Genomic DNA, 16102 nt, shown 5'->3' with positions numbered 1-16102 from the left:
CGTACTAGTCCCTGGTTTGCAGGACGGGGACAGCGTCGCCCTCCGCCGAGAGGTCTTCGCCCTCGACGGATTCCATCGTGCCCGGGATCATGGCGGGCTTGGGGCGGACAAAGTCCACGACCAGGCCGATGACGAAGGCGATGACCACCGGCACGACCCAGCCGAGCCCGGCGTCGAACATCGGCGCCCACTGCACAATCGGGGTCAAGGCATCCGCGCCCCACTCCAGCGAGATCAACGTCTCGATCGCGGACCACACCACGGCCGTCCACAGCGGCAGGAAGAACGCCCAGCTGAAGCGGGTGCGGGCGCGGAAGGCCGGCTCGATCAGGGTCAGGGCGATCAGGGTGATCGCCGGCGGGTAGAGGAAGCCGATGACCGGGGCGGCGATCGTCATGACGAACTCGAGGCCCTGGGTGGCGATGATCATGGAGGTCACGGCGAAGATGACGGCCCAGACGTGGTAGGAGCCGGGGAACTGCTCGGAGAAGTACTCGCCGGTCGCGGTGATCAGGCCCACCGCGGTGGTCAGGCAGGCCAGCAGCACGATGGCGGAGAACACGGCCTGGCCGGCGCCGCCCATCGTCAGGTTGGCGGCCTCGGCGAGCAGCCCGGCACCGTTGTCGAACTCGCCGGCGTTCGGCATGACGCGGCCGATCAGGCCCAAGCCGATGTAGACCAGGCCCAGCATGATGCCTGCGCCGACACCCGCTGCGATGGTGCCGCCGACCAGCTCCTTGCCCTCGTTGAAGCCCCGGTGGCGCAGGGTGGAGATGACCACGATGGAAAACGCCAGCGCGGCGATGGAATCCATGGTGAGGTAGCCCTCGAGCAAGCCGGCGGTCAGCGGGCCATCGTCGTACGGCTCGTTCGGCGCGGCCGGTTCGGCGCTCCAGCGGAACGCGGCCACGGAAATCATCACGACCAGCAGCACCAGAAGCGCCGGGGTGAGGAACTTGCCCAGCTTCTCCATGATGGTGGTGGGGTTCCAGGACAGCGCCAGCGCGATGCCGAAGAACACCACGTTGAACACGGCGGACGAGGCAAAGGATTCGAGGCCGAACAGCGGGGTGATCGCCGTTTCAAAAGAGACGGCGCCGGTGCGCGGCAGGGCGTAGAACGCGCCGATGGACAAGTACGCCAGCACCGGGAAGACCACACCGAAGATGGAGCCGGCGCGCTGCGCCAGGTCGCGGAGGTTCGAGCCGGACAGCGCAATGGCGATCACGGCCAGCACCGGCAAAAGCGATGCGGTGGTGAGGAAGCCGAACAGCGCCGGCCAGAAGTTGTCGCCCGCCTCCACGGCCAGCATGGGCGGGAAGATGAGGTTGCCCGCGCCGAAGAACATCGAAAACAGCGCCAGCCCGGTGACGACGATCGCGCTGGTGGAGCGCTTCGAGCCGCCTTCGGGCTGTGATGCCACTGTGGAACCCATGGTCGTTCCTCTCTAGTTGGGTTGAAGTTCCCTAGAGTCTAGACCAACCGACCGCTAGATGGGAACAGGGTTCCATGAAGTGGGATGCTAAAGCTTTGCGACGGCTCCGCCCATCCGCCGCACCGCTTCCTCCAGGATCTCCGGCGAGGTGGCGAAGTTCAGCCTTGCGCGGTGCTCGCCGCCGGGTCCGAAGTCCACGCCCTCGTTCATGGCCACCTTCGCGTGGCGGCGCAGCCACGCGGCGGGTCTTTCGTCGACAAGCTTGGTGTTCTTGAAGTTCAAAAACATCAGGTAGGTCGCGGCCGGCACCTCGATCTCGATGCCCGGCACCGCCTTCGGCAGGTTTTCCACCAGCCAGTCTCGGTTGGCCTTGAGCTGCGCGATCTCCTCGTCCAAGAACTCGCGGCCGTGGTCGTAGCAGGCCTCCGCCGCAACGATGCCCAGGGTGCCCACCCCGTCCTTGGCCACGCCCGACATCGCGTTCCAAGTCTGCACGTCCTCGTCGTTGGAGAAGATCATCTGCGCGCACTTCAGCCCCGCGACGTTCCACGCCTTGGACGTCGCGGTGACCGTGATGCACACGTCCGGGTTGTTCGCCGCGGCGCAGACGTGGGTGCCGTCGTAGACCAGCGGGGCGTGGATCTCGTCCACGATCACCCGGGCGTTGTACTTGCGGGCCAGCGCGCAGACCTCGTCGAGCTGCGATTCGGTGAACACGTAGCCGCCCGGGTTGAACGGATTGGTCACGATGATGCTGCCCGCGCCGTTTTGGAACGCGGTTTCCACTTCTGCCAGGTCGAGGCCCCCGGCGGAGCTGACGTCAACACGCTTGCGGCCAGCAACCTCCGCCACATCCAGGAACGGAAAGTAGGCGGGGACCGGGACCACCACGTCGCCCTCGGTGAAGTACTGGATGGCCAGCATCACGCCGCGCACCACGTCCGCGACCGGGAAGATTTTGTCCGCGTCAGGGCGCCAGCCGTAGCGGCCCGCGTAGAAGTCGGAGACGGCCTCGCCGAGGCGGTGCGCGTGCGGGGCGGGGGTGTAGCCGAACATCTCGCGCTCGGCGGCTTCCACGATCGCCTGCTTCACAGCGGGCGCGGTGGGAAAATCGCTCTCCGCGATAAACAGCGGCAACACGTCAGGGTTGAACTGCGTCCACTTCCTCGTGCCGCGGGCTTGCAGGGTGTGAAGATCGGGGAATTGCATGGGGCCTACGGTAGCCATCATCTTCTCTGCGTTGGGTCAGCGCCCACGCGGCGAACACCGCGGCGGCGAGCAGCGTCCACCACACCACGGACGACATGACCCAGTCGCCGAGCACCCGGTCGCGTCCGGCGATGGTGTCCATGTTTTTAAACTGCGAGTGCGGCACGAACACGGTGGAAAGGCCCAGGTAGGTGAGCATGGTCAGCAGCGCGGCAACGTCGCGGCGGCGCCACGCGAACTCGCCGATGATGAACACGCCCGGCAGCATCCACGCCCACGCGTACGGCGGGGCCCAGGAGGAGACTGTCAGTGCCGCGAGCGCCAGGCTGACCGCGCCCATCGGGGCCTCGCCGCGCTGAATAAAAACGCGGGCGGCGTAGATCAGCGCGCCGCCGACGACGAGCACCGCGAGCACCCACAGCGCGCTCGCGCCGTCTGCGCCGGTAAACCGTTGGGCGGCGCCGAACAGCGTGAGGTTCTGCGCCTGGGAGAGGTCGTAGCGCTCGCCAATGTGCCACAGGTAGTCGGTGAAATACGCCGCCGTCATGCCTGGGCGCGCCACCGCACCCAGCGCGGTGAGGGACGCGAACGCGCCGCCCATCCAGCCGAGCGCCCGGTAGTCCTTGCGGAACAGGAAATACAGCGCGAACACCGTAGGCCGCAGGGTAAACGCGGCGGCGATGCCGGTGAGCAGCCCCTTGGGCACCCAGCGCTGCCACTCGCCCGGGCGGGTCCACCACAGGTCCGTGGCCACGAACGCCACGGCGAAAATGGCCAGCTCGCCGTAGTAGAAGTTGAACCGCACCGGGTCCAGCCACAGCACCGCCGGCAGCAGCACCGTCGCGCACGCCACCGGCGACGGCCACCGGAAACGCCTGAACAGCAGGTAGATGATCCACCACACCGCCAGCGTGCCCGCGATGGTGTGCAGCGCCTCCCACGTGCCCATCTCGCCCGCGCCGAGCAACCTGCCAAACAGCATGGTCACCGGCGGGTGCAGGAAGTAGTCCTGCCGCCCGTCGGGGTAGCTGAACGCCACCGAGTAAATGTCTGGCTCGGCGAAGAAGCCGTCGCCCGCCCCGCGCAGCATCTGCAGGTGCTCCAGCGGGTGAAAGATGCCTTCGTACGCCGACAGCATCGGCGATTCCATCTTGCGCCACCAGGCTGTTGCAAACGTGCACAGCACCGCGTAGGCCACCAGCGGCGGGAAGGCCACGAACTGGGTGAACCGCAGGGGCTTTTGCCTATCGACGAGCACGAATCCCCGCGCCTGCACCCACATCACAAACACCACCAGAATCGCCCACACGACCAGGCTGGACTGCGCCAAGTCACGCACGGTGTACGCGTCCGGCGTGGTGGACATCGGGTTCATGATCTGCTTGTGCGGGATGAAGATCGTGGAGATGGTCAGATACACCGCCACCAGAAACGGCGGCCACGGGTTGGCGTTGCGGATGCCGCCGACCGCCATGATGATGCACAGCGGAACCACCCACACGTAGTGGTGCTGCCAGGTGATCGGGGCGACGAGCAGCGACAGCAGCGCGACGCAGAGCACCGCCGCCTCGTTGGCGCGGGCGGCCAGCAGGCGTCGCAAGGCCAGCAGCGCGAGCGCGATGATGCCGGCGAACATGATCGCGGTGAAGTAGGTCTGCGCCGCTTCCGGCACGTAGCGGGCCACCAGGCCGCGGGCGGACTGGTTGTGCGAGCGGTTCAGCCCAAGCACGCCGGACATCTGCCCGATTTGGGTGGTGAAGTAGTACGCCAGCGCCTCCGGTTTCAGCGCACCCGCAACACCCAGCGACATCACGCCGGTGAGAAACGCCGCGGCAAGCGCCTTCCAGTTGCGGGTGAAGATGAAGTACAGCCCGAATAGCGCCGGCGTCATTTTCACCGCGGCCGCGATGCCGGTGAGCACGCCCACGGGCAGGTACTTGCGCTTCGGCGAGTCCCACCACAGATCCGTGAGCACCAGCGCCATGAGCACGATGTTGACCTGGCCGTGGTGGAACGTGTTGTGGACCGGGTCGACCCAAAACGCGAGCGGCAGCGCCACCAGCGCCCACTTGCCGGCGTCTTCAATGCGGCACTTGCGCAGCGTAAGCGTGATCACCCACCACAGGGCTGCCAGCGACACCAGCGAAAACACCATCAGGCCCACCGTCTCCCCGAACAGCGTCAGCGGGGTGAAAAACAGCAGCGACGACGGCGGGTACGAGTACGGCAAATCGCCCGCAGCGCCGGTGTTGATCAGGGACTCGTAGACGTTCGGGCTGTCCCAGAACGCCTTCGCGCCGCGGTAATAGACCAAAAAGTCCTCCACCTCGCGCCGGTCCGTGCTGTAGAAGGGCACGTAGCTGTGCTGGTACCAGCCAAACAGCAGACTGAGCAGGCACAGTACGAGCGCCACCGCCATCATCGGCACAGAGAGGATTACTTTTCGCACAAATGGGCATACTAGGGGGTGAGCGCGCCGCCCGCGTTGTCCGCGTCGTTTTCCTCATCCTCGTCGTCGGCGCCGTCGACGTGGAACCCGAACGCCTTGAGCCGCTCCCGGTCCGCGGCGGAGGACGACGCGGTCAGGCGCAACAGCTCGGAGTAGATGCCGCCGGAAACGGCAAGCTCGGCAGGTGAGCCGATCTCGTCGACGTGGCCGTCGCGAAGTGTGATGATTGTGTCCACACCCGCGATGGTGGACAACCGGTGCGCGATCATGATGGTGGTGCGGCCCTCCATCAGCTGGTCCAGGCCGGCCTGCACGGCGCGCTCGGCCTTGGTGTCCAGGGCGGAGGTGGCCTCATCCAGGATCAGGATCGGCGCGTCCTTGAGCATCGCGCGCGCCACGGCCACGCGCTGGCGCTGCCCGCCGGAAAGGCGCAGGCCGCGCTCGCCGATGACGGTGTCGTAGCCGTCGGCGAACTTCATGATGAACTCGTGCGCGTTCGCCCGCTTCGCCACCTCCACGACTTCTTCCAGCGTCGCGTCGGGCTTGCCGTAGGCGATGTTCTCAAACACGGACCCGGAGAACAGCGCCGCCTCCTGGAACACCACGCCGGTGGTGGCGCGCAGCTTCTCCACGTCCAGCTCCGAGATCTCCTCGCCGCACACGCGCAGCCGGCCGCGGGTGATGGGGTAGAGGCCCAACAGCAGGTTCACGATCGTGGATTTGCCGCCGCCGGATTCGCCGACAAGGGCGATGGTTTCGCCTTCGTGGGCGGCGAAGTTGACGTCGTGAAGCACAGGCTCGCCCTCCAAATACTCGAAGGTGACGTCCTCGAACGCGATCACCGGCTCGCGCACCTGCAAAGGAGCCTGCTGCTTTGCGACGACCTCCGGCATGCCCGACGCCTTCGTCGCCTCGACGAGCTGCCGGTTCGCCGTCGGCTCGACCGGCTCGTCCATCACATTGAAGTAGTCGCGCGAGCCGGCGATGGCGCGCTGCGCGGAATCCACGATCCAGCTCATCATCGTCACCGGCTGGCGGGCCATGGTGACCATCTGGATGAGCATGACCATCTCGCCGACCGTGAAGTGCCCGTTCAGGGTGCGGGTGAACAAGATGAGGTAGATCCCCAAAAAGATCAGGTTCATGGCCACGCCGCGCAGCGTGTCCATGGAGTGCCACCAGCGCGACTGGGGGCGGGTGATGTCCACGGTGTTGGTGTAGTGGCGGCCGAACTTCTCCAGCTCGCGCACCTCGGCGCCGTAGGACTTGGTCACCTTCACTTGTCCCACGACCTCGGCGAAGCGGCCGTTGCCTTCGTCGATGTTGGCGTTTTTCTCCTTTTCAAAGACCTGCCAGCGCTTCGACGTCAACGCGGTGAGCCAGGTGTAGAGCGGGAACAGCAGCGCCAGCAGCACCGTCAGCGGCCAGTAGTAGTAGGCGGTGATGCCCAAAATCGCCACCACCTGCATCAGCATGGGCAGGAAGTTGTTGGTGAAGGATTGGATGAACTGCGTGACGTTGGCGATTGAGCGGTCCAGCCGGGCGATGATGGTGCCGGTGACCTGGTTGTCGTAGTAGCGCTGCGGCAATGCCAGCAGCTTGGCAAAATACCGCGTGGACAGGATCTGGCGGATCCGCGCGACCATCACGTCGCCCAAGTAGCCGGAGACGTTGCGCAGCACCGAAGCCATGGCCTCGGCGGCGAACAGCGCCACGGCGAGCCAGATGACGGTTTGGGTGGGGTCGGGCAGGGAGGCGTCGCCAAGTTTGGCCACGATCGTGTCAGTCGCCTCCCGCAGCAGAAACGGGGTGACCAACCCTAAACCAGCCACCAGCGTCGACACCGCCACAACCGCGATATAGAAAGGCCAGAGGGCGGAAGCGCTGCGGACAACGCGCATCAAAGACTGCATAATTTCGACACCCTACTAGGGCTGTAAAGTGGTGCAGCAAAGCTTCCCACCGCGACAAAAGAAGAGGCGCACATGTCCCACTGCACCCGCCGCCCCAAGGCCGCCCTGGCCGCCACCGCCCTGGCAGCCGCCTTGGCGCTTTCTGCCTGCGCGGACGCCGAGATGGGGGAGGACACCATCAGCTCCACCCAGGTCACCGCCGCCGAGGACGCCCCGCAGGGCCAGGCCGACGACCGCATCGGTGTGCAGCGCAAGCCCTTCGAGGTCAACGAGGCGGAGCCGCTGGTCAGCGACGAAACCACCGGCGAACGCGTGAAGGACCCGGCGATGGAGCTGTCCTACAAGTGGCAGGGCTCCTCGTACGCGCCGAACGGCGGCTCGGTCGTGGTGGTGGCGATCACCAACGAGTCGGACGCGCCGCTGCCTGCGGACGCGCTCGAGCCGAAGCTGCGCTACAACGTCAACTCCACCTCCAACCCGGACATGAAGGATGCGAAGTTCATGCCCATCGCGGAGGAGGCCGGCGTGGACATCGTGGGCCTGGACCGCCCGCTGGGCCCGGGCGCGACCGTGAACGCGAAGTTCCCCTTCGACGTGTCCACCGGCAACCTGTGGGACGCGGAGTTCACCATCGGCAACGTCACCTTCAAAGGCAACCTGAACAACTAGCGGGCAGATTCCGCGATCGCGCCGGGGTCCAGCGCGTCTTCCACTCGCACTACCGCGAGCTCTGCGAGCTCGGAGGCGTCGTGGGGCTGCGGGCCCATAGGTCCGAAGAACTTTGCGTATCGACGGTAGCTCCGCCCCACCCTGCCAGGCCGATTCTCCGCCAACTCGTTGAGCTTGGCGCGCGTCAGCGGCGCGGACAGCAGGTAACGCACGATCCACTTGCGCTTCTCGTACGGCGCGCGCGGGAACACCGGGTCCGCGGCCCAGACGCGGCGGAACTCGCCGGCGTAGTGATCGCGGCGGCACAGCCACAGCGCCACGGCCGCCTCCTCGCCGGCGCCGACGACGGTGACGTTGGTGGGATCACCGCCGAAGGCCTCGATGTTGCGCTGGATCCAGCGCAGCGCGAGTTGAACGTCGGCGACGCCGCGGAAGTGCCCGATGGCGTCGGCGGCAAAGGGGAGAAACCCTTCGAAGCCGTCGCGGTGGGGCACGTGCACGTGAACGAATTCGTCGCCGAGCTCGGCCGGCGCTGACAGCCACACCACCACCGGGCAATCCGTGCCCGAGCGAGCGCAAAGCGGGGCACTGATGGAGAGGGCGTTGGGGTGCGGCGTGGTGGCGTCGATAAGCAATCCCTGCTTTACGGCCACCGGGTCGTCGAAGGGGTGCGCAATTTCCAGGAACGGGATGGCGTCGAAAAGCCTCGCGCCCCCGCGCACCTCGCCCACGATGGTGCCGGCCGCGCATGTGATCTCCGTTTCGCCCATGCGGCAGATCGTATCCGCATACACTGACCGCCATGACAAACCCGCTTCTGACCCCCTCGACCCTGCCGTACAACCTGCCGGACTTCGCCGCGATCCGGCTGGAACACGTGGAGCCCGCGTTCGAAGAGGCGCTGAAGCGCCACGCCGCGGAAATCGCCGAGATCACCACCGCTGACGCGCCGACGTGGGCCAACACCGTCGAAGCCTTCGAGCTGGCCGGGCAGGACCTGGACCGGGTGATGTCGTGGTTTTTCAACCTGCAGGGCACCGACGCCACCGACGAGTTCGACGCGGTGGCAGACCGCATCGTGCCGAAGCTGTCCGCGCACGTGGACTCGATTTACCAGAACGACGCGCTCTACCAGCGCATCAAGGGCGTCGAGGTGCCGGCGGACGCGGAGTCGCAGAGGCTTCACAGCGAGCTGCTGCGCCGCTTCACCCGCCGCGGCGCGGACCTTAACGCCGCCGGGAAGTCGCGCCTGCAGGAGATCAACCAGCGTTTGTCTGAGTTGTCGGAGCGCTTCGGCCGCAACCTGCTCGCTGACACGAAGAAGCTCGCGGTGGAGTTTTCGCGCGAGGAGCTCGCCGGGCTTTCGGACGACCAGCTCGCCGCGTACGAGGACGGCGGCCACTACGTCGTGCCGATTGAGCTGCCCACCACCCAGGCGCTGCAGTCGGAGCTCGAGGAATCTTCCTCGCGCCACAAGCTTTTCGACGCCTCCCGTGCCCGCGGCCGCGACACCAACCCGGACATCGTGCTGGAGTCGGTGACACTGCGCCAGGAGCGCGCGAAGCTGCTCGGCTTTGACACACACGCCGACTACGTCATCGCTGAGGAGACCGCCGGCACCGCCGCGGCAGCGCGCCAGCTCATCGCGGACCTGGCGCCGGCGGCCGCCGCGAACGCCGAGGCCGAGCGCAAACTCGCCGGGGAACTGGCCGGCGAGGAGCTTGGCGGGGCGGACTGGCCGTACTGGCAGGCCAAGCGCCGCGAGGAGGAACTCGGCATCGACGAAGCGGAGCTGCGCAAATACTTCCCGCTCGAGCAGGTGCTCACCGACGGCGTCTTCTACGCCGCGAACCTGCTCTACGGCATCACGGTGGAGAAGCGCGAGGATTTGGCCGGCTACCGCGAGGACGTGGACGTGTGGGAGGTCAAAGAGGAAGACGGCACCGGCATCGGGCTGCTGCTCACGGACTACAACGCCCGCCCGTCGAAGCGCGGCGGCGCCTGGATGAGCTCGTTTGTGGACCAGTCCCACCTCGCCGGCACGAAGCCGGTGGTGGTCAACGTCATGTCGATCAGCTCCAACCTGCTCACCATCGACGAGGTGACCACCCTGTTCCACGAGTTCGGCCACGCCCTGCACGGCCTGCTCTCGGACGTGCGCTACCCGTCGCACTCCGGCACCAACGTCCCGCGCGACTGGGTGGAGTTCCCCTCCCAGATCAACGAGAACTACGCGTTTGCCCCCGAGATCGCCCGCAACTACGCCCGCCACGTGGACACCGGCGAGGTCATCCCGGCACCGCTGTTAGAGGCGATGGAGGCCTCCCGCCAGTTCGGCCAGGGCTTCACCACCGCCGAATACCTCGCAGCCAGCGCGATCGACCTTGCGTGGCACTCGCTTGCGGGCGACATCCCGTCGGACATCGACGCCTTCGAAGACAACGTCCTGCGCGAGTACGGCCTGAACGTCGAAGGGCTGGAGCCGCGCTACCGCTCCACCTGGTTCAACCACATCTTCGCCGGCGGCTACTCCGCGGGCTACTACTCCTACCTGTGGGCCGAGGCACTCGACGCGGACGGCTACCAGCTCGTTGCCGAGGAGGGCATCAACCGTGAGACCGGCGCGAAGTTCCGCGAGGCGATCCTGTCCAAGGGCTCCTCGCGCGACTACGCCGAGGCCTACCGCGCCTTCCGCGGCCGCGACAAGGACACCCGCCCGCTGCTTCAGCGCCGCGGGCTCGCCGGCTCCGACGTGTAATTCCGCGGGTTCGTGCTGTACAGTTCCGGGGAAACCGTTAAAAGACAAGACAAGGAAAGCTGCATGGCGAACGGTACAGTGCGACGCCCCCGCGTGGGCGCACGCGTCGCTGCGCTCGCCGCGGCGTCCGCGCTGGCAGCTTCTGGTCTCGTCGGTGGAGTGGAAGCGCCGGCGGCGGAGCGGCTCGTCGTCAAGCAAGGTGCCCGCATGTTCGTGGACAACCTCGGCAACGACAACCTCACCGCCTGCACCATCGGCTACAACGACTCGAAGCAGCGCCGCAGCTACACCGCCGGACACTGCGCCGACAACGGCAACTACGGGTGGCAAACCGGCTCGCTGGTCTACCTCGCCGACAGCAAGGGCCGCGAAATGACCACCCCTGCCGGCATGATCTACCCGGCCGCCGCCTACTACGGCGCCTCCAACGCCAACGACTGGGCGGTGATCTACTGGTTCAACGGCGTCGAGGTGGAGGCCAACCCCTTCGGCGGCGAGTACGTGCCCATCGAAGACATCGAGCCCGGCGAGACGCTGTGCTACCACGGCTACGCCTCGCACGGCGGCACAAACCGCGCCACCTGTGGGCCGTTCGTGGGCATGATCGAGAAAACCATCTACTTCGACGCCCCCGGCATGCCGGACTACGGCGACTCCGGCGGGCCGGTCTACGCGCCGGGCCGCGGGCTCGTCGGCGTGATGTCCGGGGCGAACGCGCTTGTGGACGAGCGCGGCGAGGAGGTCGTGGGCTTCGAGCGCGCCAGTTCGCTTCAAAGCGGCGCGCTTTACGACGACTCCGCCATCGACACGTTCCTCCGCTCCCACTACGGCGTGTCGGCAAAGCCGGCCTCGCCGAGCAAGAAGACGTCGACGCCGGCGGTGCCGACGTCGGTGCGCAGCACCGTGGTGAACCCCGTTGCGGAGGTCACGCGCGAGCCCGCGCCTGCCTCTGAGGCGCCAGGGGCGTCGCCGCAGACTCCCCGCGAGCCGGCGCCGGCCGTGACGTCGGTGTCCGGCAACACCATCCACATCTCTGGGCCGACGAAAAAGACCGTGGTGATCCCGGCCCCCACGCTGCAGCAGCCGATCCCGGTCGGCGCGGCGACGCCGTCGAGTGTGCCGAGCGAGGCGCCCGTCGTCACGCCTGAGGCTCAGGAGCAAAGCAGCGAGGACGCCGCGGAGGAGACCCGCGACAACAACATCGCCAAGGCGCTGCTGATCACCCTCGGCGTCGTGGCCACCGTGGCGGTGCTGGTGCCGGCGATCGGCTACGCGATGGGCCTGATCTGATGAGCAGCGCGCTGCTCGGCTGGGTGATGGGCCTGAGCCCCTGGCTGCAGGTCCCCGCGATCCTCGCCGCGGCCGCGCCGGTGTGCGCCGCGGCCGGCTACGCGCTGCTGCGCCTTGTCGACGGCATCGCCCGGGCCACCGCGCGCCTGTTTTCCCGCCGCTAGCCCGCGGCGCTAGGCTTACACACCATGGCCAACCCGGAAGAGCTGCGAAAGCAGGACCAGAAGCTGCCCAAGCCGCAGCGCAAGTACCCGCAGTCGCGGGTGACCCAGGTGATGTGGGTACTCATCGCGCTCGTCGTCGTCGCCGCGATCGTCAGCGCGCTCTAGCGCTCGCTTCGTGCGCTGGCTTCGGCGATGCGCGTGAACAGCGCGACGTCGGGGAGGTCTTCGATGAGGACGGGGGTACCGGAGGCGTCGCAAAGCGGAATGCACCAGTTGGAATACATCTCGCGGTTGGTGCCCGGCTGGTTTTGAATGCGGGTGTCGCCCACCATGTCCACCAGGTTCGTGCACGTCATCGCGGACGGGGTGGAGGCGATAAACCGCGTCAGCCCCTCGACGAGGGCGTCCACGTCGTCGTACTCGCCCAAGTCCCGGTCGAGAAAGTCCACGTCAGCGAGCGTGGAGTTGTCGAACGCCCCCTCCGCCTGCGCGGCGGCGAGCACCTGCGAGATCCACACCGCGTCCGTGGCGTTGAGCTCCTCCAGCGACTCCTTCACCAGCCCGAGCTTGTGGCGCAGCGCGTTGTGCGCGCCCTCCAAATACCCGGCGGTGGGCGGCAGGTCGTGGGTGCCCACCGCGGTCAGCGCGAGGTTGCGGTACTGCTGCGACGGGCGCGGTGCCTCCGGCGGCACGGACTCGAACCACAAAACGGAGGTGCCGAGGATGCCCTTGTCGCGAAGCACGTCCTGGACCCACGGCTCGAACGTGCCCAGGTCTTCGCCGACCACCACGGCGCCGGCGCGCTGCGCCTCCAGCACTAGCACGCCGACCATGGCTTCGAAGTCGTAGTTCATGTACGCGCCGTGCGCCGGGGGGTCCATGCGCGGCAGCCAGAACAGGCGGAACAGGCCCAAAACGTGGTCCACCCTGATTCCACCCGAGTGCCGCAGCACCGTGCGAAGCAAATCGCGCCACGGCCCGTAGCCAGCCTCCGCCAGCTGCTGCGGGTTCCACGGCGGCTGCGACCAGTCCTGGCCCTGCTGCGAGTACTGGTCCGGCGGTGCGCCCACCGAGGCGTCGGGCACCAGCACCTCGTGCAACGTCGCCGCGTCTGCCCCGCCGGGGTGGATGCCCACCGCCAGGTCGGTCATGATGCCCAGCCGCATCCCGGCCGCGAGCGCCCGCTCCTGCGCCACGCGGCGCTGCTCGTCGGCGATGAACTGCAGCCACATGTAGAACCGCACCAGCTCCTGCGGGTCCTCGCCCGCGTGCTTCGGCGCGCCGTGGTGTTCCGACTCGCTTGCCTGCGCCGCGCACCACTCGGCGAACTGGCGCAGCCCCTCGCCCTCAACCTCGCAGAACAGCTCGAAGTCCCGCGTGCGCGCCTCGTCCGCCGCCGAAAGGTAAAACAGCGTGCGCAGCGCCGCCAGCTTCGCGGCGAAAATCCGGTCGCGCTCCAAGGGGTCTGCGGTGTGGTTCATCGCCTTCAACTCCGCAGCAAGCTTCTCGACGTCCTCCCGGTCCCCCTCGTCCAACAGCCCATACTCCGGCACCTGCTCCACCGCGATGTAGATCGGGTTGACAAACCGGCGGGAGGTGGGCAGGTACGGCGAGTCCTCGATCGGCGGGACGGGTTCGGCGGCGTGCACCGGGTTGATCAGCAGGTAGTCCGCGCCTTCCGCGGCCACCGCTTCGGCGATCGCGCCGAGGTCGTGGAAGTCGCCGATGCCCCAGGAGTCCAGCGAGCGCACCGAGTACAACTGCGCCATCACGCCCCACACCGGGTCGCGCACCACCTCGGCGTTGGTGGACAAGGACGCCGGCACCACGATCAGCGGGCAGACCTCGTCCAAGTTGTCGGATTCTAAGTGCAGCTCGTGGTAGCCGACGGGCAGGTCTCCCGGCACGTGGAACGTGGCCTCGCCCCAGACCACGCCGTCGGCAGCGGTGAACGGCGGGGCCCAGTTCTCGTCCTGGTAGGCGTCGCGCGAGGAGCCGTCCTCCAGCCGGATCCAGCAGTGCGCGAAGTGCCCGTCGTGGACGTGGACGTTGAAGTGTTTCTCGGCGCCCTCGGTGGCCACCACGCACGGCGGCATGGGCCTGGTCGCCCAAAATTCGCGGCGGGCATCGAGGTGGAATTGGAGCTCTTCGTCCGACGGGTCGTCGTTAAGCGAAAGCCCCAAGGCCCGCAGCAGCTTGATAAACGACTCGGCGGGCGGCTCGGTGACCAGCCCGTTCGAGGCGCGGTAGGACGTGCCGAATCCATAGGACTCGGCGAGGGCGTGAAGCAGTGCAACGTTGGTCACGCCCCGCATTGTGCCAAAGCTGGGGCAAGCACGCTGGGGTAGTGTTGGGCACCATGCCTTCAAACGCGCACACCACGGAACTTGGATTCACGCTCACAGACACGGACACGTGCCTCAGCCGGCTGATTCGCACCTGCGAGCAGAGCCCCCACCTGGTGCTGTACGACCGGCCGCGCAACTACGAGTGGGTCTCGGTCACGGCGGCGGAATTCTTGGAGGAGGTCTACGAGGTCGCGAAAGGCCTGATCGCTGCGGGCGTTGAGCCAGGGGACCGCGTGGCCATCTTGTCGTCGACGCGCTACGAGTGGTCGCTGGTGGACTTCGCCATCTGGGCCGCCGGCGCCGCCTCGGTGCCGATCTACCCGTCGAGTTCGATGCACCAGATCCAGTGGATTTTGGAGGACTCCGGCGCAAAGATCGCGTTCACCGAAACGCGCGACCACACCCAGCTGATGAGCCCATTTCTGCTGGACGAGACAGGCAAGCCGAAGTTCGCGGACTCCCCATCAAAGCTCGAGCGCATCTACGAGTTCAACGCCGCGGGTGTGGAGACGCTGAAATTTGAGGGGCGCGACGTCGAGCAATCGCTTATCGACGAACGCGTCGCCGCCATCCGCCACGAAACCCTCGGCTCCATCGTCTACACCTCCGGCACCACCGGCCGGCCGAAGGGCGTGGAGATTTCCCACGGCAACTGGGCGTACCAGTGCTGGGCGCTGCTGGAAAACGAGATCGGCTCGGTGTCTTTCCCCGGCCAGCGCATGGTGACGTTTTTGCCGCTGGCACACGTGCTGGCGCGCGCGGTGTCGCTGGCGTGGACGATCTCGGGCGCAACCCAGTCGCACTGGTCCGACACGTCGACGATGATGGTGGAGCTGCAGCGCGTGCGCCCGAACCTGGTCGTGGGCGTGCCGCGCGTGTTTGAGAAGGTGCGCGAGGGCGCCTACAACAAGGCCGCGGACGGCTCCGCCATCGGCAAGCGCATGTTCCTCGAGGCTGAAAAGGCCGCGATTGAGTACTCGAAGGCGCTGGACACCCCTGAGGGCCCGTCGCGGGTGCAGAAGGCGAAGCGCGCGGTCTACGACAAGGTCGTCTACGGCAAGATCAAGGAGGCCATGGGCGGCTCCGTCTGGTACGGCATCACCGGTGGGTCCGCAATGAGCGCGGATTTGTCGCACTTCTTCCGCGGCATGGGCGTGCCCATCTACGAGGGCTACGGCCTGACCGAGACGTGCGCGGCGGCATGCGTGAACAACGCGCATGCCAACACGATCGGCACCGTGGGCCGGCCGGTCAACGGCTACTCGGTGCGCATCAACGACGACGGCGAGATCGAGTTCAAAGGCCCCGGCGTGTTTGAGAAGTACTGGCGCAACCCGGCCGCCACCGAGGAGGCGCTCACGGACGGCTGGTTCAACACCGGCGACCTCGGCGAGGTGGACGACGACGGCTACGTCTCCATCACCGGCCGCAAGAAGGACCTGATCGTCACCGCGGGCGGCAAGAACATCTCGCCGGGGCCGATGGAGGAGATCATCCGCCAGGACCCGCTGATCTCCAACGCGCTGGTGGTCGGCGACGGCAAACCCTTCGTCGGCGTGCTGGTCACGTTGGACGAAGAAGAACTGAAGCGCTGGAAGGCCAACCACAACATCCCGGCGAACAAGAAAGTTGCCGAGCTCGCCCAGGACCCGGCGCTGCGCGCGGAGGTCCAGGACGCGGTGAACCTGGCCAACGCCACCGTCTCGCGCGCCGAGGCGATCAAGAAGTTCCGCATCCTGGACCGCGACCTGTCCGAGCAGCACGACGAGATGACCCCGACGATGAAGGTCAAGCGCAACGTGGTGTTCCAGCGGTTCCAGGAGGACATCGACAAGCTGTATCAGCGCTAAGTCCGGCGCGCCTTCCT

At 67.0% G+C, this 16102-nt stretch carries 12 protein-coding genes; 6 read left to right on the top strand and 6 right to left on the bottom strand.

Translation table 11 applies throughout. The features are described 5' to 3' along the window. Window positions 1-4 precede the first annotated feature (4 nt). The 4 genes from brnQ to H0193_RS05340 all read right to left on the bottom strand — a co-directional run bounded on the left by brnQ (window position 5) and on the right by H0193_RS05340 (window position 7006). Window positions 5-1435 (bottom strand): branched-chain amino acid transport system II carrier protein, encoded by a 1431-nt coding sequence (gene brnQ / locus H0193_RS05355; protein WP_181888899.1) that lies wholly within the window; start codon window positions 1433-1435, stop codon window positions 5-7. Between the two features lie 87 nt (window positions 1436-1522). Then, the gene (locus H0193_RS05350; protein WP_181888898.1) at window positions 1523-2644 is read right to left on the bottom strand and encodes a MalY/PatB family protein; all 1122 of its coding nucleotides are present in this window, start codon (window positions 2642-2644) and stop codon (window positions 1523-1525) included. Beyond that, window positions 2577-5093 carry a glycosyltransferase 87 family protein gene (locus tag H0193_RS05345; RefSeq protein ID WP_181888897.1) on the bottom strand — a complete coding sequence of 839 codons (2517 nt, stop codon included), beginning with the start codon at window positions 5091-5093 and terminating at the stop codon, window positions 2577-2579. The genes H0193_RS05350 and H0193_RS05345 overlap by 68 nt, the downstream gene beginning before the upstream one ends. Before the next feature lie 11 nt (window positions 5094-5104). Beyond that, window positions 5105-7006 (bottom strand): ABC transporter ATP-binding protein, encoded by a 1902-nt coding sequence (locus tag H0193_RS05340; RefSeq protein WP_181888896.1) that lies wholly within the window; start codon window positions 7004-7006, stop codon window positions 5105-5107. A gap of 72 nt (window positions 7007-7078) precedes the next feature. Here H0193_RS05340 and H0193_RS05335 point away from each other — a divergent pair, with 72 nt between their 5' ends. Then, window positions 7079-7675, top strand: coding sequence for a hypothetical protein (locus tag H0193_RS05335; RefSeq protein ID WP_181888895.1), 597 nt, complete (start codon window positions 7079-7081; stop codon window positions 7673-7675). Here the strand turns inward: H0193_RS05335 and H0193_RS05330 are convergent. Next, entirely contained in the window at window positions 7672-8445 is a 774-nt protein-coding gene (locus H0193_RS05330) for a carboxylesterase family protein (protein ID WP_181888894.1), read from the bottom strand. The two genes, H0193_RS05335 and H0193_RS05330, sit on opposite strands and share 4 nt — an antisense overlap. 32 nt (window positions 8446-8477) lie before the next feature. Here H0193_RS05330 and H0193_RS05325 point away from each other — a divergent pair, with 32 nt between their 5' ends. From H0193_RS05325 to H0193_RS05310, 4 genes are all read left to right on the top strand, one after another. After that, window positions 8478-10433: a M3 family metallopeptidase gene (locus H0193_RS05325; RefSeq protein WP_181888893.1), complete on the top strand. Its 1956-nt coding sequence runs from the start codon at window positions 8478-8480 to the stop codon at window positions 10431-10433. Between the two features lie 63 nt (window positions 10434-10496). Next, the gene (locus H0193_RS05320; protein WP_181888892.1) at window positions 10497-11723 is read left to right on the top strand and encodes a chymotrypsin family serine protease; all 1227 of its coding nucleotides are present in this window, start codon (window positions 10497-10499) and stop codon (window positions 11721-11723) included. Between the two features lie 23 nt (window positions 11724-11746). Next, window positions 11747-11887, top strand: a complete 141-nt coding sequence (locus H0193_RS05315) for a hypothetical protein (protein ID WP_181888891.1) — start codon at window positions 11747-11749, stop codon at window positions 11885-11887. A gap of 24 nt (window positions 11888-11911) precedes the next feature. Then, on the top strand, window positions 11912-12052 hold the full coding sequence (locus tag H0193_RS05310) for a hypothetical protein (RefSeq protein WP_181888890.1): 141 nt from the start codon (window positions 11912-11914) through the stop codon (window positions 12050-12052). Here the strand turns inward: H0193_RS05310 and malQ are convergent. Next, entirely contained in the window at window positions 12049-14193 is a 2145-nt protein-coding gene (malQ, locus tag H0193_RS05305) for a 4-alpha-glucanotransferase (protein ID WP_181888889.1), read from the bottom strand. The two genes, H0193_RS05310 and malQ, sit on opposite strands and share 4 nt — an antisense overlap. 53 nt (window positions 14194-14246) lie before the next feature. Between malQ and H0193_RS05300 the strand changes: the two genes are divergently transcribed. Further along, window positions 14247-16085 (top strand): AMP-dependent synthetase/ligase, encoded by a 1839-nt coding sequence (locus tag H0193_RS05300; RefSeq protein WP_181888888.1) that lies wholly within the window; start codon window positions 14247-14249, stop codon window positions 16083-16085. Window positions 16086-16102: the final 17 nt, after the last annotated feature.

This window comes from Corynebacterium haematomassiliense (assembly GCF_013978595.1).
Taxonomy (GTDB): Bacteria; Actinomycetota; Actinomycetes; order Mycobacteriales; family Mycobacteriaceae; genus Corynebacterium; species Corynebacterium lehmanniae.
This window is presented reverse-complemented; position numbering and strand designations above follow the sequence as displayed.

What these genes read in the sequence shown, in the direction of transcription:
- brnQ (WP_181888899.1), bottom strand. Translation starts at nt 1,435, where the DNA reads ATGGGTTCCACAGTGGCATCACAGCCCGAAGGCGGCTCGAAGCGCTCC.
- H0193_RS05350 (WP_181888898.1), bottom strand. Translation starts at nt 2,644, where the DNA reads ATGCAATTCCCCGATCTTCACACCCTGCAAGCCCGCGGCACGAGGAAG.
- H0193_RS05340 (WP_181888896.1), bottom strand. Translation starts at nt 7,006, where the DNA reads ATGCAGTCTTTGATGCGCGTTGTCCGCAGCGCTTCCGCCCTCTGGCCT.
- H0193_RS05335 (WP_181888895.1), top strand. Translation starts at nt 7,079, where the DNA reads ATGTCCCACTGCACCCGCCGCCCCAAGGCCGCCCTGGCCGCCACCGCC.
- H0193_RS05330 (WP_181888894.1), bottom strand. Translation starts at nt 8,445, where the DNA reads ATGGGCGAAACGGAGATCACATGCGCGGCCGGCACCATCGTGGGCGAG.
- H0193_RS05325 (WP_181888893.1), top strand. Translation starts at nt 8,478, where the DNA reads ATGACAAACCCGCTTCTGACCCCCTCGACCCTGCCGTACAACCTGCCG.
- H0193_RS05320 (WP_181888892.1), top strand. Translation starts at nt 10,497, where the DNA reads ATGGCGAACGGTACAGTGCGACGCCCCCGCGTGGGCGCACGCGTCGCT.
- H0193_RS05310 (WP_181888890.1), top strand. Translation starts at nt 11,912, where the DNA reads ATGGCCAACCCGGAAGAGCTGCGAAAGCAGGACCAGAAGCTGCCCAAG.
- H0193_RS05300 (WP_181888888.1), top strand. Translation starts at nt 14,247, where the DNA reads ATGCCTTCAAACGCGCACACCACGGAACTTGGATTCACGCTCACAGAC.